At 66.6% G+C, this 22,761-nt stretch carries 18 protein-coding genes; 10 read left to right on the top strand and 8 right to left on the bottom strand.

Annotation, left to right across the window (positions count from 1 at the left end; genetic code table 11):
- Window positions 1-69 precede the first annotated feature (69 nt).
- The 4 genes from ACUXVA_RS10745 to ACUXVA_RS10730 form a co-directional block, all read right to left on the bottom strand.
- Window positions 70-1,680 carry an acyl-CoA synthetase gene (locus tag ACUXVA_RS10745; RefSeq protein WP_445492078.1) on the bottom strand — a complete coding sequence of 537 codons (1,611 nt, stop codon included), beginning with the start codon at window positions 1,678-1,680 and terminating at the stop codon, window positions 70-72.
- Between the two features lie 273 nt (window positions 1,681-1,953).
- Window positions 1,954-2,409: a GatB/YqeY domain-containing protein gene (locus ACUXVA_RS10740; protein WP_265080319.1), complete on the bottom strand. Its 456-nt coding sequence runs from the start codon at window positions 2,407-2,409 to the stop codon at window positions 1,954-1,956.
- 99 nt (window positions 2,410-2,508) lie between these two features.
- A complete protein-coding gene (locus ACUXVA_RS10735; protein ID WP_320109668.1) occupies window positions 2,509-4,131 on the bottom strand; it encodes a glycosyltransferase family 39 protein in 1,623 nt (540 codons plus the stop codon).
- 153 nt (window positions 4,132-4,284) lie between these two features.
- Window positions 4,285-4,986, bottom strand: a complete 702-nt coding sequence (locus tag ACUXVA_RS10730) for an alpha/beta fold hydrolase (protein WP_445492075.1) — start codon at window positions 4,984-4,986, stop codon at window positions 4,285-4,287.
- Between the two features lie 108 nt (window positions 4,987-5,094).
- Between ACUXVA_RS10730 and carA the strand changes: the two genes are divergently transcribed.
- The 5 genes from carA (at window position 5,095) to ACUXVA_RS10705 (ending at window position 12,657) form a co-directional block, all read left to right on the top strand.
- Window positions 5,095-6,285: a glutamine-hydrolyzing carbamoyl-phosphate synthase small subunit gene (gene carA, locus ACUXVA_RS10725; protein ID WP_265080321.1), complete on the top strand. Its 1,191-nt coding sequence runs from the start codon at window positions 5,095-5,097 to the stop codon at window positions 6,283-6,285.
- 244 nt (window positions 6,286-6,529) lie between these two features.
- A complete protein-coding gene (locus ACUXVA_RS10720; protein WP_445492072.1) occupies window positions 6,530-7,021 on the top strand; it encodes a PaaI family thioesterase in 492 nt (163 codons plus the stop codon).
- 56 nt (window positions 7,022-7,077) lie between these two features.
- Entirely contained in the window at window positions 7,078-7,608 is a 531-nt protein-coding gene (locus tag ACUXVA_RS10715; RefSeq protein WP_265080323.1) for a hypothetical protein, read from the top strand.
- Between the two features lie 497 nt (window positions 7,609-8,105).
- Window positions 8,106-10,301 (top strand): TonB-dependent siderophore receptor, encoded by a 2,196-nt coding sequence (locus tag ACUXVA_RS10710; protein ID WP_445492070.1) that lies wholly within the window; start codon window positions 8,106-8,108, stop codon window positions 10,299-10,301.
- A gap of 109 nt (window positions 10,302-10,410) precedes the next feature.
- Window positions 10,411-12,657, top strand: a complete 2,247-nt coding sequence (locus ACUXVA_RS10705; protein WP_445492068.1) for a TonB-dependent receptor — start codon at window positions 10,411-10,413, stop codon at window positions 12,655-12,657.
- 8 nt (window positions 12,658-12,665) lie between these two features.
- Here ACUXVA_RS10705 and ACUXVA_RS10700 read toward each other — a convergent pair whose 3' ends face one another.
- The 3 genes from ACUXVA_RS10700 to ACUXVA_RS10690 form a co-directional block, all read right to left on the bottom strand.
- On the bottom strand, window positions 12,666-14,174 hold the full coding sequence (locus ACUXVA_RS10700) for a glycosyltransferase family 39 protein (protein WP_445492066.1): 1,509 nt from the start codon (window positions 14,172-14,174) through the stop codon (window positions 12,666-12,668).
- Between the two features lie 64 nt (window positions 14,175-14,238).
- Window positions 14,239-14,982: a ribonuclease HII gene (locus tag ACUXVA_RS10695; RefSeq protein ID WP_445492065.1), complete on the bottom strand. Its 744-nt coding sequence runs from the start codon at window positions 14,980-14,982 to the stop codon at window positions 14,239-14,241.
- Window positions 14,983-15,166: 184 nt separating this feature from the next.
- The gene (locus tag ACUXVA_RS10690; RefSeq protein WP_445492063.1) at window positions 15,167-16,321 is read right to left on the bottom strand and encodes a PA0069 family radical SAM protein; all 1,155 of its coding nucleotides are present in this window, start codon (window positions 16,319-16,321) and stop codon (window positions 15,167-15,169) included.
- Window positions 16,322-16,513: 192 nt separating this feature from the next.
- On the opposite strand from ACUXVA_RS10690, the gene ACUXVA_RS10685 reads away from it, so the two are divergent.
- The 5 genes from ACUXVA_RS10685 to ACUXVA_RS10665 all read left to right on the top strand — a co-directional run bounded on the left by ACUXVA_RS10685 (window position 16,514) and on the right by ACUXVA_RS10665 (window position 22,052).
- Window positions 16,514-18,442 carry a hypothetical protein gene (locus ACUXVA_RS10685; protein ID WP_445492061.1) on the top strand — a complete coding sequence of 643 codons (1,929 nt, stop codon included), beginning with the start codon at window positions 16,514-16,516 and terminating at the stop codon, window positions 18,440-18,442.
- Window positions 18,443-18,452: 10 nt separating this feature from the next.
- Window positions 18,453-20,078 (top strand): PEP/pyruvate-binding domain-containing protein, encoded by a 1,626-nt coding sequence (locus tag ACUXVA_RS10680; protein WP_445492059.1) that lies wholly within the window; start codon window positions 18,453-18,455, stop codon window positions 20,076-20,078.
- A 107-nt stretch (window positions 20,079-20,185) separates the two neighbouring features.
- Complete coding sequence (locus ACUXVA_RS10675) at window positions 20,186-20,752, top strand: glycosyl transferase (protein WP_265080331.1); 567 nt, start codon at window positions 20,186-20,188, stop codon at window positions 20,750-20,752.
- A 221-nt stretch (window positions 20,753-20,973) separates the two neighbouring features.
- Complete coding sequence (locus tag ACUXVA_RS10670; RefSeq protein WP_265080332.1) at window positions 20,974-21,903, top strand: bifunctional helix-turn-helix transcriptional regulator/GNAT family N-acetyltransferase; 930 nt, start codon at window positions 20,974-20,976, stop codon at window positions 21,901-21,903.
- Window positions 21,903-22,052, top strand: coding sequence for a hypothetical protein (locus ACUXVA_RS10665; RefSeq protein ID WP_265080333.1), 150 nt, complete (start codon window positions 21,903-21,905; stop codon window positions 22,050-22,052). Before ACUXVA_RS10670 ends, ACUXVA_RS10665 begins: the two co-directional genes overlap by 1 nt.
- Window positions 22,053-22,056: 4 nt before the next feature.
- On the opposite strand, the gene moaB is transcribed toward ACUXVA_RS10665, so the two are convergent.
- A complete protein-coding gene (moaB, locus tag ACUXVA_RS10660) occupies window positions 22,057-22,620 on the bottom strand; it encodes a molybdenum cofactor biosynthesis protein B (protein ID WP_265080334.1) in 564 nt (187 codons plus the stop codon).
- Window positions 22,621-22,761: the final 141 nt, after the last annotated feature.

Raw genomic sequence — 22,761 nt, 5'->3', positions numbered from 1 at the left:
TTCCCCTCCCAATGCTATTCTTATGGGAGGCATCATGCGCCGTCGCCGGGCGGCGTCAATACGCGATGATCAGCCCAGCGCGCGCAATTCGCGCCGCAGCACCTTGCCGGTGGCGGTCATCGGCAAGCTGTCGGCGAACTGCACGTGGCGCGGATATTCGTGCGCGGCGAGCTGCACCTTGACGAAGTCCTGTATCTCGCGCGCCAAGGCCTCGCCGGCCTCGAAGCCGGGGCGCAGCACGATCCAGGCCTTGATCGCCTCGCTGCGGATCGGATCGGGCACGCCCACCACCGCGGCATTGGCCACCGCCGGGTGCTTGAGCAAGGTATGCTCGATCTCGGAGGGGCCGATCCGGTAGCCGGCGGAGGTGATCACATCGTCCTCGCGGCTGACATACCAGAAATAGCCGTCGTCGTCCTGCACCCCGAGATCGCCGGTCAGCAGGAATTCGCCGGCAAATTTCTTCGCGGTGCCTTCCGGGTTCTGCCAGTAGCCGAGCATGGTGCAAGGATTGGGCTGGCGGACGCCGACAATGCCGCGCGCGCCTGATGGCAATTCCTTGCCGCTCTCGTCGACGATGCGCACGTCAAAACCTGGCGTGGCCTTGCCCATCGATCCCGGCCGGATCGGGAACAGTTTTGCATTGTTGCCGACCACCAGGTTGCATTCGGTCTGGCCGTAGATCTCGTGGGCATCGATGCCGAAAGTGTTGCGCACCCAGCCGAGCAATTCGGCACCGAGCGACTCGCCCCCGGTCAGCATGCTGCGCAGGTGCACCCCGGGATGTTTGACATCGGCCTGCCGCATCAGCTTCAGCGCGGTCGGCGGCAGGAACACATTGCGCACCTCGTGATCGGCCATCAATTGCATCGCGGCCTGCGGCTCGAACTTTTTCGCGCGATGGCCGACAATCGGCACGCCGTGATACCAGGCCGGAAACAGCGCGTCGAACAGCCCGCCGATCCATGCCCAGTCCGCCGGCGTCCAGTAGACATCATTGGGCTTGGGGAAGAAGCCGTGCACCATCTCCACATTGGGAAGATGGCCGAGCAGCACGCGATGCGCATGCAGCGCGCCCTTAGGATTACCTGTCGTGCCGGAGGTGTAGATGATGATGGCGGGATCGTCGCAGGAGGTATCAACGGTCGCGAAATCGTCGGAAGCAGACTCGATCGCCGGCCAGAACGATTTCGCTGCCGCACCGGGCGTAGCCGAGGTCACATAGATATGCTGCAGATCCGGCAGCCGGTCGCGGATCCTGGACAGCTTCGCCCACCCGCTCGCGTCGGTGACCACCGCCTTCGCCCCGGAATTGGCCAGCCGGAATTCCAGCGCGTCCTCGCCGAACAAAGTGAACAGCGGCACCGAGACGAAGCCGGAGCGGAATGCAGCAAGATGCACGATCGGCAATTCCACCGACTGCGACAGGAACACCGCAACGCGATCGCCGCGACTGAGCCCGTCGGCCTTCAGGACATTGGCAAAGCGGCGCGAAAAGGATTGCATCTGGTCGAACGAAAAGCGCGTCGTGGCGCCGTCCTCGTCGACATAGATCAACGCCAGCCTGCCCGAGCCATCGGCGTGACGGTCGCAAGCTGCTGTGGCGATATTGAAACGCGCAGGAATGTCCCAGCGAAACTCGCGATAGAGCTGATCGTAGTCGGACGTTTCGGTGAGCATCGCGGACGGCTCCCTGAAGTTTATTATCATTCGGCGGCGCTCTTTACCTCTCCCCGCTCTTCGCGGGGAGAGGTCGACCGGCGAAGCGCAGCGAAGCCGGTCGGATGAGGGGCGAGGCACCGGCCCGCCTGATATTAAATTCTTCGGGTCGAAAGCTGCAGACCCCAGAGCGAATTGTATGAGGTGAGCACGGTGCCCGGCCCCTCACCCGGAGCCCTCCGCTTCGCTCGGGGTCCGACCTCTCCCCGCGAAGAGCGGGGAGAGGTTAAGGATTCACGCCGTCAGCGCAGCCTTGACCAGGCCGCTGGCCTTGGCAAAATCCATCTGGCCGGAATACTTCGCCTTCAGCGCGGCGATCACCTTGCCCATGTCCTTGATGCCCACAGCATTGATCTCGGCGATGGCGGCGGCGATCGCCGTCTTGACGTCGTCGTCGGACATCTGCTGCGGCAGGTAGGCGGTGATGACGGCGATCTCGGCGCGCTCCTGGTCGGCCAGTTCGGCGCGGCCGCCCTTGTCGTAGAGTTCGACGGATTCCTGGCGCTGCTTAATCATTTTCTGCAGCACCACCAGGATCTCGCCATCGGTGAGCAAGGGCTTGCCCTCGCCGCGGGCGGCGATGTCGGCGTTCTTGATGGTCGAATTGACCATCCGCAGGGTGGAAAGCTTGCGCTCGTCCTTGGCCCGCATGGCGTCCTTGACGGCATTGTTGATATCGTCGCGCAGCATCTCGCGTCTCCTTCACGGTCCGCCGCGAGCGCGGCGCCGGATTGATCGGTCGGGACGATCTAGGCCGTTTGGCCCGCGCATACAACCGCGGACGAGGGTTCAGCGGTGCCGCTGGCTGGCGCCGACGTCATCGGCCGGCACGCGCGACGGTGCCGGCTGGCCAGCGGCCACCGGCAGCACCATCAGTGCGGCGATGCTGGCGGGCCGGCCGGGACGCCCCCAGAGCTGCGGCGTCACGGTGAAATCAACACGGCTGTATCGCGGAGCAATCGCCGTCACGCTGGCCATCCAGCCGAGGCATGCCGCGTTGTCGGCGAAGCACATCGCCGCCCAGCCCTTGTCGAGCGTGGTCACCCGCGGCATGCCCCACTTGTACTGGTGGCGGAAGGGGCGGGAATAACGCGGGTGATCGGGGCTGTAGAAGGCAGTGGCGAAGGCCAGAGGGTCGTCGCCCGACACCGCCGGCAGCGGCACGTGGGCAACGTCATGCCAACGTCGCGTCAGCTCCATGGCGGCCAGCCGGTAATAGGTCCGGTCGTTGGCGCCCGCGTCATTGCGATAGATGGCATGAATCGGCGCCGCCACCGTCACGGCCAACAGCGCGATGCCGCCAACAAACACCATCATGTTGACGACGTAGAGCCGTTCGAGCGCGAAACTCGCGCCGCAGACGATCAGGATCGCGACCAGGAACAGCCCCTGCAGCGCCCACAGCGACGGCATGTCGGTGCCCAGTGCGACGGTCGTGACCACCGGCAGCGCGACGGTGCCGAACAAGATCCAGAACAGCAGCACCAGGCCGGGATTCATGGCACGGAAATCCGCTACGAATCTCGCCAGCCGTGTCTCCGCGCTCAGGATCCACACCAGCGCGGGCAGCGCCATCGTCGCGGCCAGGCCCAGCAGGAACATCGCCGCCTCGACCAGCGACTGCCGGAAGGGCACGCCGCCATGGACCTGCATGGCATAGCTGAACGGCGTGGCGCCGGTGGTCGCCAGCCAGTACAGGTGCGGCCCCAGCACGGCCAACCCCGTCAGCGTCGACACGACGGGCGACCAGGAGCGGAAATACAGCCGGCGCTGCGGATGCATCAGCGCCGCCAGCGCGAAGCTGCCGACCAGGAACACCGAATAATACTTGCCGAGCATCACCAGCGCGGCCATCGCGCCGGCCGCGGCCGACCAGGCGACGGTCCGGGTCTCAAAGGCGCGTAGAAAACAGTACGTCGCCAGCGGCCAGACCGCGAGCAGCACGGTGTTGGCGTTGAAGCGCTGGGCATGAAACTGGTAGGCCGGCAGCAGCATCAGGAGCAGCAGTACCACCGCGCGTTGGTCGCCGCGCACGAAACGGCGCGCGATCAGGTCGACGGCCCACAGCGCCACCGCGGCGTTGGTCATGGCCAGCAACTGGATCGACCAGTCGGTCAGCGGAAACACCAGGGTCCACAGAAAGGCGATCCAGCCCATCAGCGGCGGATGCTTGGCATTGCCCCATGCGAAATCGCGGCCCACCACCCAGGCCTCCAGGGCGTCGGCATGCAGGTCGCCGCTGAGATAGGCGATCATCAGGAACAGCAGCCAGACCGCGGCGAAGGCGGCGATCAGCAGGGGAATGCCCCAGCCCTTCTCGATGCCGTCGAGCCAGCGCAAGAACGGCCGCCGCCACCGCGCAGGTGAGGCAGCGGAGCGTGCCGCCATCACGGTGAAATAGTCGAGTTGCAAAGAAAATGTCCGAAAATAGACAGAAAGATGGCGTTTGCTAGCGGCGATTGCCCGTTGCCGCAAGCGCTGGCGGGGGCATTGGAGCGATTCAATTTGATCCCGCGTATCACCGCATCGGCGACACCCGTATGCAAAATGGCCGGAGAGGTCGATTCAGCCGCGCAACCACGACACCAAGGCCTCGGCGGTGGCTTGCGGCCGCTCCGCCTGCGACAGATGTCCGCACTCCGGAATGATCGCCAGCGTCGCGCCGGCGATGGCATCGGCCATGTCGACCGACTGGCTGTTCGGGATGGTGGCGTCCTGATCGCCCGACAGCACCAGCGTCGGGCAGCGGATCGCGCTCAGGGTGGGCCGCGAATCCGGCCGCTCCATCACCGCGGTCTGCTGGCGGATGAAGGCCTCGGGACCGATGTCGTCGCCCATGTCATGGACCAGCCGGCGCAACCCGGGGTCGTCCTGCCGCGACGGATGCACGAAACCGGGAAACAGTTCGTCGAGCACGTCGTGAAATCGCCCGGCCTCGACCCGGGAAATCTGCCCGCGCCGCCGCTCGCTGGCCACTGGGGTGTCCGGCACGGCCTGGGTGTTGAGCAGCGCCAGCCGCATCACCCGCTCCGGCGCCTGCCTGATGATCTCGAAGGCAATGTAGCCGCCCATCGAATGGCCGGCCAGTGCGAAGCGCGGCGGCGCCTCGGCCAGGATGCGGCGGGCGATCGCCGCCATGCTGTCGTCGCGGATGTGGTTGGCCACCGTCACCGGGCCGCAGCGCCACAATGCAGGAATGACCGGGGCATAGATCCGGGGCGACGAGGCCAGACCGGGAACCAGCAGAATCGGCATTGCCTCGGCCATGTTCATCTCCCCTTGCCGCCCAAATTTCCACCATTTGCGGCGATTGTCATGTGAATCTACCTGTTCCGGCTTTGACGCAAGCCCGGCTGCGGACTATGTAGTCCACTCATGACCCCCTCTGAAAATGCATCAGCCTGGCCGGACCACAAACCGACCGCGCTCCTCGTGCTTGCCGATGGCACCGTGCTCGAAGGCTTCGGCCTCGGCGCGGAAGGCCAGGCGGTCGGCGAAGTCTGCTTCAACACGGCGATGACCGGCTATGAGGAGATCCTCACCGATCCCTCCTATGCCGGGCAGCTCATCACCTTCACCTTCCCGCATATCGGCAACGTCGGCACCAACGACGAGGATATCGAGACCGTGAACATGGCGGCGACGCCGGGCGCCCGCGGAGTGATCCTGCGCGCAGGGATCACCGATCCGTCGAATTACCGCTCCACCCGCGACCTCGACGCGTGGCTGAAGGCGCGCGGCATCATCGGCATCTCCGGCATCGACACCCGCGCCCTGACCGCGCTGATCCGCGAAAAGGGCATGCCCAACGCGGTGCTGGTTCATGCCAGGGATGGCGTGTTCGACCTGCACGGCCTGAAGGAAGAGGCCCGCGAGTGGCCCGGCCTCGAGGGTATGGACTTGGTGCCCATGGTCACCTCGTCGCAGCGTTACAGCTGGGATGAGACCCCGTGGGAATGGGAAAAGGGTTTTGGCCGCCAGACCGCGCCGGAATTCCATGTCGTGGCCATCGATTACGGCATCAAGCGCAACATCCTGCGCCTGCTGGCCGGCGAGGGTTGCAAGATCACGGTCGTTCCCGCCACCACCTCGGCCGAAGACATCATGGCGCTGAAGCCGGACGGCGTGTTCCTGTCGAACGGCCCGGGCGATCCCGCCGAGACCGGCAAATATGCCGTGCCGGTGATCCAGCAGGTGATCGCCTCGGGCACGCCGACCTTCGGCATCTGCCTCGGCCACCAGATGCTCGGCCTCGCCGTCGGCGCCAAGACCAAGAAGATGCATCAGGGCCATCACGGCGCCAATCACCCGGTCAAGGACGAGACCACCGGCAAGGTGGAAATCACCTCGATGAACCACGGCTTTGCCGTGGACGAGGCGACCCTGCCCGCCGGCGCGCTGCAGACCCACATCTCGCTGTTCGACGGCTCCAACTGCGGCATCCAGCTCGAGGGCAAACCGGTGTTCTCGGTGCAGTACCACCCGGAAGCCTCGCCCGGCCCCCGCGATTCGCATTACCTGTTCCGGCGGTTCTCGGACCTGATGCGCGCCAGGAAGGCGTCGTAGCTGCACGCGCGTCGGCGTAGCCGCGTCCACTGTCGCCTCGCACTCCGACTGTCATCCCCGCGCATGCGGGGATCCAGTAGACACAGACGCTGGTGATCAATCGCGAACATCGGCGAGTACTGGGTCGCCCGGGCAAGCCGGGCGACGACAGCCTGTGGCGAAATGGCGGGCACGGCGCATCCGCCTTTCCTCGCCCTGCGATCGCTGGATATGATGCCCGTCATTAAAACCTGACGGAGTCGCCATGACCGACGCCCCTTCCCGCCGATACGACGTCGTCCCCACCGCGCTGATGGCCTCCATGCCCGGCATCGACTTCGTGCGAAAAATGTTCGCCGGCGAATTGCCGGAACCGCCGATCATGGAGAATGTCGCGCCGTTCGACTGCAGCGCCGAACCCGGCGTCGTTGTGTTTCATAGCGAGCCGGGCTTCCGGCACTACAATCCGATCGGCTCGGTGCATGGCGGCTACGCGGCGATCCTGCTGGATTCCGCCATGGGGCTTGCGGTGCACAGCATGCTGCCGCCTGGCAGCGGCTACACCACGCTGGAATTCAAGATCAGCTTCATTCGCGGCATGTCGAAAGAGTCCGGCACGGTGCGCACCGAAGGCCGGACGCTGAATGTCGGCCGCCGCGCCGCCACCGCCGAAGCGCGCATCACCGATGCAAAGGGCCGGCTGCTCGCCCACGCCACCACCACCTGTCTGGTGTTCGAGGTTCCCGCGTCTGCGTGACGGGGAACATCGGCGGGGGGCTGCGGGTTAATCCGGGCACCTGATGCGGAGGCCCGATGACTGCCACCACCGACAACATCAAGCCGCTGATCCTGCCCTTCGACGACGATGGGCTGGTGCCGAACAATGTGCTGCCGCTGCTGCTCTACAAGGGCGTCATCGATGTCCCGGCGCGATTGCAGGAACACGCCGTCGAGCAGTTGTTCGAGGGCAATGGCTGGGGGCAGACCTGGCGTGACGGCATCTACGACTTCCAGCACTATCACGCCACGGTGCATGAGGCGCTCGGCGTCGCCCGCGGTCGCGCGCTGGTGCTGTTCGGCGGTGAGCAGGGCGAGGCCATCGAGATCACCGCCGGCGACGTCGCCGTGCTGTCCGCTGGCACCGGGCATAAATGCCTGTTCGCCAGCCATGACCTCAGCGTCGTCGGCGCCTATCCACCGGGTGCAACCATGCAGGTGACGCGGCCGACGCCGGAGAATTATCGCAAGGCGCGGGCGATTATTCCGAAGGTGAAATTGCCGAACACCGATCCGGTGTTCGGCGCCGACGGGCCGTTGGTGCGGATCTGGAAATCGGCTTCGTAGACCATCGCGTCGCGTACAACGGCTGATAAAACGACAGCCGTGCAGCTCGGCCGCATGTTGCCGCGGCAATACGTCCCATGTTCGAACGTTTCAAATATAGAAGCTATCTAGTGTTGCTCCCGGTTGATTGACGTTCGCATCCCGTTCCGACATCACAAGAAACAACGGGCCGACGAAAAGCCCGCCACACATCGCGCATCAATGCGTTCGCGCGCCTTGTTGCTTCTTTATGCGCGGAGGACTGAGACGCTATCGGAGCCGACACCACAGCACGCCCTGCTCACCCGCATGACGATCGCTGAAGCTATGACGCGGCCTGCTCGGCCGCTCCTCGCAGAGCCACGGCGTTCGATGCCCCCTCCCCCGTGACCGCTACGGGATCGCCCCGTATTGATTAATGCCAGCAAACCGGCTCACGCGCCGGTGTCAGGATGTCTATGTCTCGTTGCCGTTCGCTCGGTGGCGTGAGCCTGCTTGTTCTGTCGGGTTCGCTTGCCATGTTGTCGTCCCCTGTCCACGCCCAGACGCCTGCACAGACGTTGCCGGCGGTGACCGTGGATGCGCCGAAACCGGCACGCGCCAAACCGGTCGCCGCACAACGACGAGCCTCGACCGGCGCGGGGCGCCGCTCGCCGGCGCCCGCCACGGCGCGCGCGCCGGACGTCAACGCGACGGTGCGCAGCGCCACGGCGGACAGGCCACCGGCTTTCGCCGGCGGTCAGGTGGCGCGCGGCAGCCGTCTCGGCATGCTCGGCAATACGGACACGTTCAGATCCCCCTTCGCGACCGCCAGCTACACCAACGAAACGGTGCGAAATCTGCAGGCCGCGACCGCCGCCGATGCATTGCTGCTGGATCCGTCCGTGCGCGTGACGAGCCCGGTGGGCGGCATCGTCGATTCCTTCTACATTCGCGGTTTCCCGATTGCCGAGGGCACGTCCGGCGAGGTCGCGTTCGACGGCGTCTACGGCATCGCGCCGAATTTCCGCGTGTTCAACACCTATGTCGACCGCATCGAGGTGTTCAAGGGACCGTCGGCCATGCTGTCCGGCGTCTCGCCTAACGGCGGCGTGGGCGGCGTCATCAACGTTGTGCCGAAACGCGCCGAGGCTGACCTCAGCCGCATCGGCATCGGCTACGTCTCCAAGGGCTTCGTCGAGACCAACATCGACCTCGCGCGCCGCTTCGGCGAGCATCGCGAATTCGGCCTGCGCTTCAACGGCAAGCTCGGCGGCGGCGACACCGCCCTCGATCACCAGTCGGATCGCCTGCATGTCGGTTCGCTGGCGCTCGACTACCAGGGTGAGCGCTACCGTTCCTGGATCTACGCATTCACGCAGGACGAGAAGATCCAGGCGCCGACCCGCCCGTTCACGATCTCCAGCGGCCTGGCCGTGCCCGCAGCGCCCGACGGACGCACCAACCTCACCCAGTCCTGGGAATGGTCGCGGATCAAGGAATCCTCGGCGCTGTGGAAGACCGAACTCGACCTCTCGGATTCGGTCACGCTGTTCGGCGACGTCGGCGGCTCGAAGACCAACGTCGAACGCTTCTTCGGCGTGCCTAATATCTTCAATGCCCGGGGCGACACGACCACCACGCCACAATATTACAATCTCGATGTCGATCGCTTCACCTTCGATGGCGGTGTGCGGGCCAAGTTCGACACCGGCTTCGTTCATCACGCGATTTCTGTGCAGGGATCGCACTACGAGGACCAGCAATACCGGGCGTTTCCCGCGGGCCAGTCCTATCTGTCCAACCTCTATGCCCCGATCGCTCAGCCCGAGCAGGGCTATACGATCCCGTCGTTCAAGCCGCGATTGTCCGACACCACGCTGAACGGCGCGGCGATCGCCGACACCATGTCGGTGCTGGACGAGCGCGTTGCACTGACCCTCGGCGTCCGCCGCCAGCAGGTGATCGCGCACAATTTTTCCACGGTCACCGGCCTGCAGACAAGTTCCTACGATCAGAGCGCCACCACGCCGATGGCCGGCCTGGTGGTGCGGCCGCTCGAACATGTCTCGCTCTACGCTAATTTTATCGAAGGCCTCAGCCGCGGCGATATTGCCCCGGTCACCGCGGTCAACTCCGGCGAGGTCCTCGCGCCCTACCGAACCAGGCAATATGAAACCGGCGTGAAGGTCGACTTCGGCCGGATCGGCACGACGTTCAGCCTGTTCCAGATCACCAAGCCGAATGGCGAGTTGAATGCCGGCGTCTACTCGGCGGGCGGCGAGCAGCGCGTGCGTGGTGCGGAGCTGAGCGTGTTCGGCGAAATCACGCCCGGCCTTCGCGCGGTCGGCGGCCTGACGCTGTTCGACGCCGCCGTGACCCAGACGGCGACGGTTGCCAACCTTGGCAAGACGCCAGTCGGCGTTCCCTCCGCGCAGTTCAATCTCGGCGGCGAATGGGACCTGCCGGGTGCGCCAGGCGTGACCCTGACCAGCACGCTGATCCACACCGGCCGGCAATATGTCAACGCCGCCAACACGCAGGTTCTGCCGGAATGGACCCGGCTCGATCTCGGCGCGCGCTACGTGACTTACGTCGAAGGCCGCAAGACCACGCTGCGCGGCACCGTGCAGAACGTCGCCGATACCAATTACTGGGCGAGCGTGGCCTCGTTCGGCACCTTCGCACAGGGCACGCCGCGCGTCTTCCTGCTGTCGCTGGAGCTTGAACTGTAAAGCCGGCCTCAGTCTTCGCACTCATCTGGCCGGATTCGGTTCCCGTACGCGGCACTGCGTCCCGCAGATCATCTCAAACCAGCCGGCCCGCGCCGGTGTCGGTGTTTCCATGTCTCGTTACCGTTCCCTCTGTGGCGTCAGCCTGCTCGTTCTGTCGGGCTCGCTTGCCATGTCGCCGTCCGATCTGCTCGCCCAGGCGCCCGCACAGACCCTGCCGGCGGTGACCGTCGATGCGCCGAAACCGGCACGCGCCAAGCCGGTCGCGGCAAGACGGCGGGTCGCACAGGGCTCGGCGCGCCGCGCGCCGGCGCCCGCCGCGGCACGTGCGCCGGACGTCAATCCGACGGCGCAGAGCGCGGCGGCGGACCGGCCACCGGCGTTCGCCGGCGGTCAGGTGGCGCGTGGCAGCCGTCTCGGCATGCTCGGCAATGCGGACACGTTCCGATCGCCGTTCGCGACGTCGAGCTACACCAACGAGACCATCCGCAATCTGCAGGCATCGACTGTGGCCGATGCGGTGTTGCTGGATCCGTCCGTTCGCGTGACGAGCCCGGTCGGCGGTGTCGCGGATTCGTTCTTCATTCGCGGCATGCCGAGCTTCGAGGGCGCGGCCGGCGAGGCCACCTTCGACAGCGTCTACGGCATCGCGCCGAATTTCCGGCTGTTCAATACCTATGTCGACCGGATCGAAATCTTCAAAGGACCCTCGGCCATCCTCTCCGGCCTCTCGCCCAACGGCGGCACCATCAATATCGTGCCGAAACGCGCCGAGGCCGACCTGAGCCGCATCGGCATCGGCTATGTCTCGAAGGGCTTCGCCGAGACCAACATCGACCTCTCGCGTCGCTTCGGCGACCATCGCGAATTCGGCCTGCGTTTCAACGGCAAACTCGGCGGTGGCGACACCGCGCTCGATCACCAGTCGGATCGCCTGCATGTCGGTTCGCTGGCGCTCGACTACCAGGGCGAACGATACCGCTCCTGGATCTATGCGTTGACCCAGAACGAGCGCTTTCAGGCGCCGACCCGCCAGTTCACGATCTCCAGCGGCCTTGCCATTCCGGCCGCGCCCGATGGCCGCACCAACCCCACCCAATCCTGGGAATGGGCGCGGATCAAGGAGTCGTCGGTGCTGTGGAAGAACGAACTGGATCTCTCGGACTCGGTGACGCTGTTCGGCGACATCGGCGGCTCGAAGACCAACATCGAGCGCTTCTTTGGCCTGCCGAACATCGTCAATGCCCGCGGCGACACCGAAAACACGCCACGCTACTACAATATCGACATCAATCGCTTCACCTTCGACGGCGGCGTCCGGGCCAAGTTCGACACCGGCTTCGTGCATCACGCATTTTCGGTGCAGGCCTCGCACTACGAGGACCAGCAATACCGCGCGTTTCCGACCGGGCAGACCTATCTGTCGAACATCTACAACCCGATCGCTCTACCCGAGCAGGGCTACACGGTGCCCGGGCTGAAGCCGCGGCTGGCCGACAACACGCTGAAAGGCGTGGCGCTCGCCGACACCATGTCGGTGCTGGACGAGCGTGTCGCCCTCACAGTCGGCGTCCGCCGCCAGCAGGTGATCTCGAACAGTTTCTCCGCGGACACGGCGCTGCTGACCAGTTCCTACGATCAGACCGCGACCACGCCGATGTTCGGGCTGGTGGTACGACCAATCGAGAATGTGTCGCTTTACGCCAACTATATCGAAAGCCTCACCCGGGGAGATATCGCCCCCGCGATCGCGCTGAACGCGCGCGACATCCTGCCGCCCTACCGGACCAAGCAATATGAAACCGGCGTCAAGCTCGACTTCGGCCGGATCGGCACGACGTTCGGCCTGTTCGAGATCCTCAAGCCCAACGGCGAGTTGAACGCCGGCATCTTTGCAGCGATCGGCGAGCAGCGGGTGCGCGGCGCCGAGTTCAACGTGTTCGGTGAAATCACGCCCGGCCTCCGCGCGGTCGGCGGGCTGACGCTGTTCGATGCCGCGGTGACCAGGACGACAACGGTCCGCACGCTCGGCAAGGTCCCCGTCGGCGTTCCCTCCGCGCAATTCAATCTCGGCAGCGAATGGGATTTGCCGAGCGCGCCGGGCGTGACCCTGAGCAGCACGCTGATTTACACCGGCCGGCAATATGTCGACGCCCTCAACACGCAGGTTATTCCGGAATGGACCCGGCTAGATCTCGGCGCGCGCTACGTCAACTATGTCGAGGGGCGCAAGACCACGCTGCGCGGCACCGTGCAGAACGTCGCCGGCACCAACTACTGGGCGGGGGTAGCCTCGTTCGGCACGTTCACCATGGGCACGCCGCGCGTCTTCCAGCCGCTGCTCGAGGTCGAACTCTAGACCGGCCGCTACGGCGCCTTGGGCCGCACGATGGCCCAGCCGATCCGCAGCAGCGGCTGACGGCCCGACACCAGCCGCTCGAAGGCGCGTGGCACTTCGGGGACCAGGTCCGGAAAACGGCGGGCGATATCCTCCGGTGGGGTGCCGATGGTGTCGGCGGCGCGCCACACCACCACGCCGCCGGACGCGCTGAACTGCTCCGGCGTGATCCAGGGCGTACGCGCCGCCCCGCCATCGAGCAGCAGGTGCGGCCGCGATGCGCTCATGCCGATCAGCGCGGCGAGTTGCGGATCGCCCGCGACCGCCTGCAGCGGGCGATTGGTCCGGCGTTCGAAACTCTCGCCAAAGAACTTGCCGATGGCACTGGCCGGCAGCGCGGTGCTCTGCTCGCCGCCGCCCAGCCAGGGCAGGAACAGGGTGCTGGCCACCACGGCGAGCGCCGGCGCCACCACGGCGAAGGCCCACACCTTGCGCAGCAGCAACTGGTGCCGCAGGTGCACGAGATCGCCGGTGGCCACCACCACCGCGAGACCGGACATCAGCAGCGCGATGCCGGCGCCGCCGACCGCCTGGTCGCGGCCGTACAGCGCGGCGGCGAGGCTGCCGATCAGCGCCGGCGCGAGGGCGAAGAAAAACACGTAACCGCGCGCCAGCGCGTCGACCGGCGCGCGAAACACGATCGGTGCGTCGTCGGACTGCCGCGCCACGCGGCCCCAGTTCAGCACGGTCAGCACCACGATGCCGGTCATCGCCAGCAGCAGGCCGGCGATCTGCCAGCCCCAGGCGGTGGCGACGGCGGCGGGATCGTTCAGCCGCGGCAGTTCGGGCAGGACGCGGAAACCGGCGCGCATCACCCAGATCGACCACGGCAGCACCAGCGCGACGATCACCAGCAGCGCCAACAACGGATCGAACGACGCCAGGTTGCGGCGACCGCGCGCGGTGAACAGGCCGAAGGCCAGCGGCAGCAGCAACAGCCACGGCGCGTTGACAGTGGTCAGCAGCAGCAGTCCAGCCTCGATGGACAGCGCGAACCAGGCGCTGCGGCGGCCGAGGCCGATCGCCTGCCAGCCATGCAGCAGAACCAGCGCGAACAGCGGTCGCGCCAGCACCTCGGGCCCGAATGCAATACCGGGCGAGCTAAACGCCGTGACGGTCAGCGTCAGCAGCACCGCAATCACGGCCTGCGGCCCGCCGACGATGGCCCGGCCCAGCAGGTACAGCGCGTTGAAGGTGACGATGAAGCACGGCTGCGCGAGCAGGTAGACGCCCACGATATGGCTGCCGGTGGCGCGGAAGGCGATATCGGCGAGCCAGAAGGCCAGCGGTGGCCCGAGATCGGTGCCGACCTGGTATTCCCGGCCGAAGGCCAGCACGGTGGCGACGTCGCCGGGCGGTCCGCGGTACAGCATCAGCGGCACGATCAGCCACAACGCGGCCTGGAACAGCACGACAACCCAGAACATCAGCCGCGGCCGGGCGCGGATCAGTTCGACAATCAGGGAGGTGAAACGCATCAAGCGACCGCGCAGGTTCAGTATCGTCCGGTGATAGAGCGCGGCGGGCGGTGAAGCAACCGGATCAGCCGGCGGCGGCTGCGATCTCGACGGTTTCGAGGCTGGTCTCCGCCAGCATGGCACCGGCCCGCGCCATCGCCTCGTGTTTCTCGCGCGCCGCAGCCACCGGGGCGAACAGGCGGCGGTGATGCACCGTCGGGCCGAGCCGGCCGAGCGCCGCCAGATGGCCGGGCACGCCGTAGCCCTTGTGGACCTCGAAGCCGTAGCCGGGACATTCCTGCGCCAGCCGGCACATCAGCCGGTCGCGGGTCACCTTGGCGATGATCGAGGCCGCAGCGATCGACAGCACCAGGCCGTCGCCGCCGATTACGGCCTCGCAGTTGCAGGCCGCCTCGATCTTGTCGCGGCCGTCGACCAGGACATGCTGCGGCCGGTCCGGCAGCGCATGGACTGCGCGCGCCAGCGCCCACAGCGAGGCCCGCAAGATGTTGTCGCGGTCGATCCGCGCCGGTGCGGCGAAGGCCACCGCGAAGGAGGCGGTGGCACAGATCTCCTCGAACAGTTCCTCGCGCTTGGCCTCGGTCAGGCGCTTGGAATCGTCGAGGCCTTTCGGAATCCGTTTGGGATCGAGCACCACGGCGGCGGCCACCACCGGACCGGCCAGCGGGCCGCGCCCGGCCTCGTCGCAGCCGGCCACCGGCCACACGCCCTGCTTCAGCAGCGCGCGCTCGCGCTTGAAGCTTGGCGGCTTCACGATGACTGCCGGCTTGCGCGGCTTCGGCTGATCTTTGGCTGGAACACGAATCATGCCGGGATCGTGCTGTCACCGGCCCGACAGCGCAACCGGGAACTCCGGGCTGTGCCCGCTATTCAGGGACGTCGGGTGAGGGAAGCCCGCGTGGCTCACGGACTTCCCTCCACCCGCCTGCGCTGCACAGGCACCCTCGGAAGCGACACGAGGGGCCAAGTCCTGGCAGCGACACTTCAGAATTCTAAAACAAACTCGGCTGCTGACCCGCCGGCTTGGCGAAATGGTCGGTGGTCAGTTTCGAGCGACGCTTGTTGAGGCCGAGCTTCGCGCAGGCGATCTCGAATCTGCGGCCGATCATCCAGGCCATCGGCCCGGTGCCCTTCATCCGCGTGCCCCATTGCGAGTCGTAGTCGCGGCCGCCGCGCATATCGCGGATCAGCGTGAAGACGTGGCGGTAGCGGTCGGGATAATTCGCCATCAGCCACTCGCGAAAGAGGTCGCGGACCTCCAGTGGCAGCCGCAGCAGCACGTAGCTGGCTTCCTTGACCCCGGCATGGGCGGCGGCATCGAGGATGCGCTCGATCTCGGCATCGTTCAGGGCCGGAATGATCGGCGCCACCATCACCGTGGTGGGAATCCCGGCCTCCGACAGTTGCCGCAGCGCCTCCAGCCGCTTCGCCGGCGTCGAGGCGCGTGGCTCCATGGTGCGGGCCAGCTTGGGATCCAGCGTGGTTACGGAGATCGCCACCTTGGCGAGATTGCGCTTGGCCATGCGGGCGAGGATGTCGATGTCGCGGGTCACCAGCGCCGATTTGGTCACGATGCCGACCGGATGCGAGGCGCGCTCCAGCACTTCGAGAATGCCGCGCATGATCTTGCTGTCGCGCTCGATCGGCTGGTACGGATCGGTGTTGGTGCCGATGGCGATCATCTTCGGCTCGTAGTCCGGCGCCGCCAGCTCCTTTTCCAGCAGCGCCGGCGCATCCGGCTTGGCGAACAGCTTGGATTCGAAATCCAGCCCCGGCGACAGGCCGAGAAAGGCGTGGCTCGGCCGCGCGAAGCAATAGACGCAGCCGTGCTCGCAACCGCGATAGGGATTGATGGAACGGTCGAAGCCGATGTCCGGGGAGTCGTTCCGGGTGATCACCTTGCGCGCGGTGTCGACGGCCACCGTCGTCTTGAACGGCGACAGTTCGTCGAGGCTCTGCCAGCCGTCGTCGAAGGCGACCCGGGCTTCGGCCTCGAAGCGGCCGGAGTCGTTGGACTGGGCGCCGCGGCCGCGCCGCCGCTGCTTCTCGATCGCCACGGCGATTTCGGGAAACGGCGAAGGTACACCCGCCGGTTCGGAGGGCGCCGGGACCGGCGGGTACTTGAGGGCAGCGATGTTGCGACTCATGCCAACAACATAGCGCGACGTAGGAACAAATCAAGAACATAACGTCGCTCTCGATTCATTCCGTCCGGTACGAGCATGCATCCGCTGTACCGACGTTCTCATGACAATTGGATGACTGACATAGCGCAATCAAAGTGTCGCTAAGCCGGGCCATACAGGCGGCACGTCCGATTCAACCGGTGTGCGTCGCCCATGAAATCCCAGATCATCGAAGAACTCGGCCAGACCGACATACTGCTGCCATCGCTGGTGGCGGAGGGTCTCGCCGCCAACGACCGCATCAAGGTGCGGATGAGCGCGTTGCAGGCCGCCGTCCAGCATGCGCGGGCGCCGGGGCAGGCCATGGCCGATCTGCAGGCGGAATGCCGCGCCGCGGGTATTGCGCCCGCCGCCATCGCCACACTGATCGGCGGCGCGCACATGGCTGCGGAGGGCCGCATCGCGGCGCCCAATCTCGCAAGGCTGATGAAGGACATCGTCGACGACGTCACCGCGATGATCCGCGCGGTCAAGGCCGGCGCGTCGCGGGAAGGCGAAGCCTTCGACGGCAGGCTGTCCGCGATGCTGGCGGCCGGCGTGCTGGACGCCGCCGCCGACATCGAGGCGGCGCGGATCGCGCGATTGACCGGAATGGCCGAAAACGGCGCCGACAGCCTGCACCGGATGGTGATGGACCTGCACAAGGCGCTCAACCGGCTGGCCGCGGGTTGCGCCGAAGAGGTGATCGACGGCGCCCATGTGTTCGGGCTGCAGCCCGGCGACCATGCGCCGGTGCAGGCCTTCATGCGCGGGCTCGGCCAGACGCGGGCACTGAAGTTCGACCATCCCGGCCTCGACACCATGGCCACCCGCTCCGGCGGCCGGCTGCTGATCCAGAACGATATCGGCACCACCGACGCTCATGTGGTGGTGATCGCCGTCAAGGCTAACGCGGTCACCGTCACTTACACCGACGTCCATCGTGCCCGCGCCAGGTTCTTCGTGGCGCTGTTCGATAAATTTCCGGCGACGTGGAGCGGGCTGGATCGCCATGCCGCCGATGGCCTCGGCGACGACGGCACGTTCTATCTGGTCACCGGCGACTATCAGGCCGACAGCGCCGACGAGCGCGATGAATTCCTCGCCGCCGTCGGTGCTGCGCTGGTGTTCCTGATCGACTGGAACAAGGCGCGCAAACTGTTGCGCAGCTGGGTCGCCAAGAACGACGCCGCCGAGCTGCTCGGCTGGGCCGCGCGCCATCGCATCGGCCACCGCGCCTTTCTCGAACTGGGCGGCGACGAGCTGATCGGCGCCGCGGTACGCAATGCCGCGCCGACCCGGATCGGCTTCGGCGAACGGCTCGACCAAGCGCTCGGCCGCGACGCCGCGGTGGATTTTCTCAAGACCGCCATGCGGGTGTCGACCGAGGCGCTGAGTGCGGGCCGTTCGGTGCGTCTGGTCCGCGACCAGATCGAGGCCGAGCTGGTGCGCCATCTGGAGCGCGTCGACAGCACCCTGCTCGAGATCATCACGCGGCAGGCCGGTCTCGCCCACGATATCGCCGCCGGCCTCGCCCATCATCTCGCGGCGCTGCAGGCCGGACGGAGCGCCGACGGCAAGGCGTTCGCCGCCCGCGCCAGCCGCATCGAACAGAAGGCCGACCGCATCGCCATCGAGGCCCGCAAGGAAGTGACGCGCCTCAACGCCCGCCCGGTGATCGAGCAGATGACGGACAGCGTCGAACAGGCCGTCGACGAACTGGAGCAGGCCGCCTTCATCGCCTCATTGCTGCCGGCGAATGTCGATCCGGCGCTGCTGGAAGCACTCACCGGGCTGTGCGGGACCGCCGTCACGGCGCTGCAGGCCGTGGCCTCGGGCCTCGCTGCCGCCGCCGAGGTCCCGGACGGCCAGCGTGTCGATTCCGAGGATGCGCTGGCCTGCGTGGTGCGGCTGATCGATGCCGAGCACGACGCCGACCTGCGCGAACGCGAGGTGACGACCCGGGTGTTCGCCGGCGGCTTCGACGTGGCGACCTCCTTGTCGGTGCTGGAGCTGGCGCGGGCCATCGAGCGCACCACCGACCGGCTGGCCGGCTTCGGCCATCTGCTGCGCCGCTACATCATCTCCGACCTGTTGGCGTAGAGGACAGACCATGCATATCGTGCGCATCGGCGACGGCTCGACCAAACCGCATTCGGCGGACAGTATCGGCAACAAGGCTGCCAACCTGGCGCGCATGGCAGCGCTGGGCCTGCCGGTGCCGCCGGCCTTCGTGCTTCCGGTCAGACTGTGTGCCGCCATCATATCGGGCGATCCGCGGGCCGAACGCGATCTTCGCCACGGGCTGAAGGACGGCATCGCCTTCCTGGAGCAGGCGACCGGCAAGCGCTTCGGCGATCGCCGCAATCCCCTGCTGGTATCAGTGCGCTCCGGCGCCGCGCGCTCGATGCCCGGCATGCTGGAGACCGTGCTCGACGTCGGCTGCACGCTGGCTGCGGTACACGGGCTGATCCGCACAACCGGGCGGCCGCGGCTGGCCTGGGATTGCCGCCGCCGCTTCATCGAGAGCTATGCCGAGACCGTGCTTGGCCGCGATCCCGCGCCATTGAACGCGCGGCTGACGGAGTTGATTGCCGCCGAGCAGGCTTTGAGCGACCGCGATCTCGACAGCGAAGCGCTGGAACGCCTGGCCGGCGAGCAATGCGCCCTGGTCGACGATGACGATGACAGCTGGCTGGAAGATGCGGCGGCGCAACTCGATAGCGCGGCGCGCGCGGTCTATCGCTCCTGGGTCAGCGAACGCGCACAGACCTACCGCAAGCTGCAACAGCTCGACGACCTCGAAGGTACCGCGGTGACCGTGCAAGCCATGGTGTTCGGCAATGGCGGCCTCTCTTCCGGCGCCGGCGTGGCGTTTTCGCGCGATCCCTCCACAGGCCTGGCGAAGCCGATGATCGATCTGGTGCTCGACGCCCAGGGCGAGGACGTGGTCTCCGGCCGTCGCACCCCCGACAGCGAACAGAGCATCGCCCGCGCGATGCCCGCGGTGGCCGGCGAGCTCAGCGATATCCTTAAACAGCTCGAACGCGAATTCGTAGATGTCCAGGATATCGAGTTCACCATCGAGGACGGCAGACTCTGGATCCTGCAGACGCGCACCGCCAAGCGGACACCACGCGCGGCACTGCGCATCGCCATCGACCTCGTCCATGACGGGCTGATCACACCGAAGCAGGCGCTGCAGCGGATCGACGGCATCGATCTCGCGGCGCTCGACCACACCCGGCTGGCGGACAGCTCCGATCCGGCGATCGCAGGGATCGGCGCGTCAGGCGGCATCGCCGTCGGGCGCGCCGCCTTCGACTCCGCCAGCGCCCGGCGGCTGGCTGACACCGGCGAGCCGGTGATCCTGTTGCGCCCGGATACATCCACCGCCGACGTGGCAGGCTTTGCGGTCGCCGCCGGCATCGTCACTTCGGTCGGCGCCCGCACCGCGCATGCGGCGCTGGTAGCGCGGCAGATGGGACGGCCGTGCATCGTCGGCTGCGCCGGCATGGTCATCGACACCGACGCCGATCAGGCCCGACTTGGCGACGCCACGCTGGCGGCCGGCGACTGGATCTGCATCGACGGTGACAGCGGCCACATCTATCTCGGCAAGCGCGAGATCATCGTCAGCCACCCGGACGCCGAACTCGCCGAGATCGAAGGCTGGCGATCGAAGGGCCATGGTCATCACGCGGCGGGGCCGGCTCCGCACCACGCCGCGGGCCAATAGCGCTTGTTGGTACGGGCGCAAAAATAGGCGGGCCGAGGGCTGATTTGATTGCGACAAAATGATAACCGTGCCACGGTTTCGCATCAAAAAGGTACTCCCCTCCGCCCATGCTCAGCGTGATCATCCCCACCGAAGGCGTCGAACAGCCTGCCGTCGCCACGTTGGCCGCGCTGGTGCCCGGCGCTGCCGCGGGCGTGATCAAGGAAGTGCTGCTGGTCGACCGCGCCGATAACGGCGTCATCGAGCACGTCGCCGATGTCGCCGGCTGCGGCTTCCTGTCGTTCCAGGGCTCGCGCGCCGCAGCAATGGCCGCCGGCGCCCGGCAGTCGCGCTCGCCATGGCTGATGTTCCTGCATGCCGGCGCCGTGCTCGACGCCGGCTGGATCGAGGAAACCAGCCAGTTCATCCAGCGGATGTCGGGAAGCGATAAACCCCGAGCGGGAATCTTCCGCTATGCCCGCTCGCCCTATTCGGAGTCGACCCTGCGCGACGGGCTGAAACTGCTCGGCCGCCTGATGCTCGGACCTTCCGCGGATCAAGGCCTGCTGATCGCCCGCGAGCATTACGACCGGCTCGGCGGCTACGCCGATGCCGCCCGCGCCGAAGCCCGCCTGCTGCGCCGGCTGGGCCGTTCCTCGCGCACCCTGCTGCGCAGCCGGATCATCGTCGCCTGAACGAATGCAACGGCGTGGCAGCGCAGGATGGGTCGAGCGTCTTCGCGAAACCCATCAATCACCCGCACAGACACGATGGGTTTCGCGGAGTTTATCATCGGGCGCGCTTCGCGCGACCCGTTGGCTCTACCCATCCTACGAACGGCGCCTCACAAATTACTTGCTAAAAGCAACCAATTGATTGACATTGGCAACCATTGAGGCTTGCCGGACACACGACCATGACACCGACCATCTCCGATCAGCAGATCGCCGCGGTCCGCGACTTCAACCGCTTCTATACCCGCCGGCTCGGCGTGCTCGAGCAGCAGTTCCTCGACAGTCCCTATTCGCTCACCGAAGCGCGGGTGCTGTACGAACTCGCGCATCGCGAGGCGCCGTCGGCGAAGGAGATCGCCACCGCCCTCGACATCGACGCCGGCTATCTCAGCCGCATCGTCCAGAATTTTGCCGACAAGGGCCTGGTCACCCGCCGGCCATTGCCGACCGATCGCCGCCAGTACCAGCTCGGCCTGACCGCCAAAGGCCGCCTGGCGTCCGGCCGGCTCGATCGCAGCTCGCATGCCGACATCGGCGCGATGCTCAGCCAGCTTGCGCCACACGAGGCCAACCAGGTAGCGCAGGCCATGTCGACCATCGAACGACTGCTCGATGCGCGGGCCCGTGCGCGCCCGAAAGCGACGCTGCGCGCGCCGATCCCCGGCGACATCGGCTGGGTGGTGCAAAGCCACGGCGCGCTCTATGCCGCCGAATATGGGTTCGATGCGTCCTTCGAGGCGCTGGTGGCGGAGATCGCCGGCAAGTTTCTGGCGTCGTTCGACGCCTCCCGCGAGCGCTGCTGGATCGCCGAGATCGACGGCCAGCCGGTGGGCTCGATATTTCTGGTCCGGCAGTCGGACGACATCGCAAAAGTGCGGCTGCTGCTGGTGGACCCGGCCGGGCGCGGCCAGCAGCTCGGACAACGGCTGGTCGCGGAGTGCATCGGCTTCGCCCGGCAATGCGGCTACAGCAAGATCACGCTGTGGACCCAGAGCATCCTCATCGCCGCGCGAAAAATCTATCAGCAGGCCGGCTTCGTGCTGGTATCGACCGAGCCGCATCGCAGCTTCGGCCAGAACCTGATCGGGGAGACGTGGGAGCGCGACCTGTAATGTCGGCGCGGCGCGACACACCGCGGCGCGTCACCCCGGAGCTACTGGCGTTTCACAAGGCCAATGCGAAGCTGCTGCGTATCGAAGCCTGCAGCGCGGCACGGCGCACCCTGCGCGGATGGCTCACACGCATCCTGCGCCGGCGCTGACAGATCAGGCCGAGGCGCCCTTCGCCTTGCCGCGACGCAGGTGCTCGTCGAGCCGCGGCATGATCTCGACGAAGTTGCACGGCCGCGTGCGGTAATCGAGCTGTGCTGCCAGGATGCCGTCCCAGCCGTCGCGGCAGGCGCCGGGCGATCCCGGCAGGCAGAAGATATAGGTCGCGCCCGCAACGCCGGCGGTGGCCCGGCTCTGGATTGTCGACGTGCCGATCTTGGCGTGGCTCAGCATATGGAAGGCGATGGAGAAGCCGTCCATGCGCTTCTCGAACAACGGCTCGATCGCTTCCGGCGTGACGTCACGCCCGGTGAAGCCGGTGCCGCCGGTGGTGATGACGGCATCGACGCCGGGATCGGCAATCCACTTTTGAATCACGGCGCGGATCGCCGGCACGTCATCGGTGACGATCTCGCGCGCCGCCAGCTTGTGGCCGGCAGCGGTGAGGCGATCGACCAGCGTGGTGCCCGATTTGTCGTCGGCCAGCGCGCGGGTGTCGGACACCGTGAGCACCGCGATGTTGAGCGGGATGAATATCTTGGTTTCGTCGGTGGATGACATGGTGTCGACCTCTCGTGTCCCGCACGCGGTGCGGCGCTCTTGCGCCGCTCCGCAGATGCTGGACCCCGGTTGTAGCAGAAAGCTGGGCCCCGGATCTGCGAAGCAATACTGCGTATTGCATCGCGTCCGGGGAACGTACCC

The organism is Rhodopseudomonas sp. RCAM05734 (genome assembly GCF_052658035.1).
The sequence above is the reverse complement of the archived record's forward strand: the minus strand, read 5'-3'. Positions and strand labels throughout refer to the sequence as shown.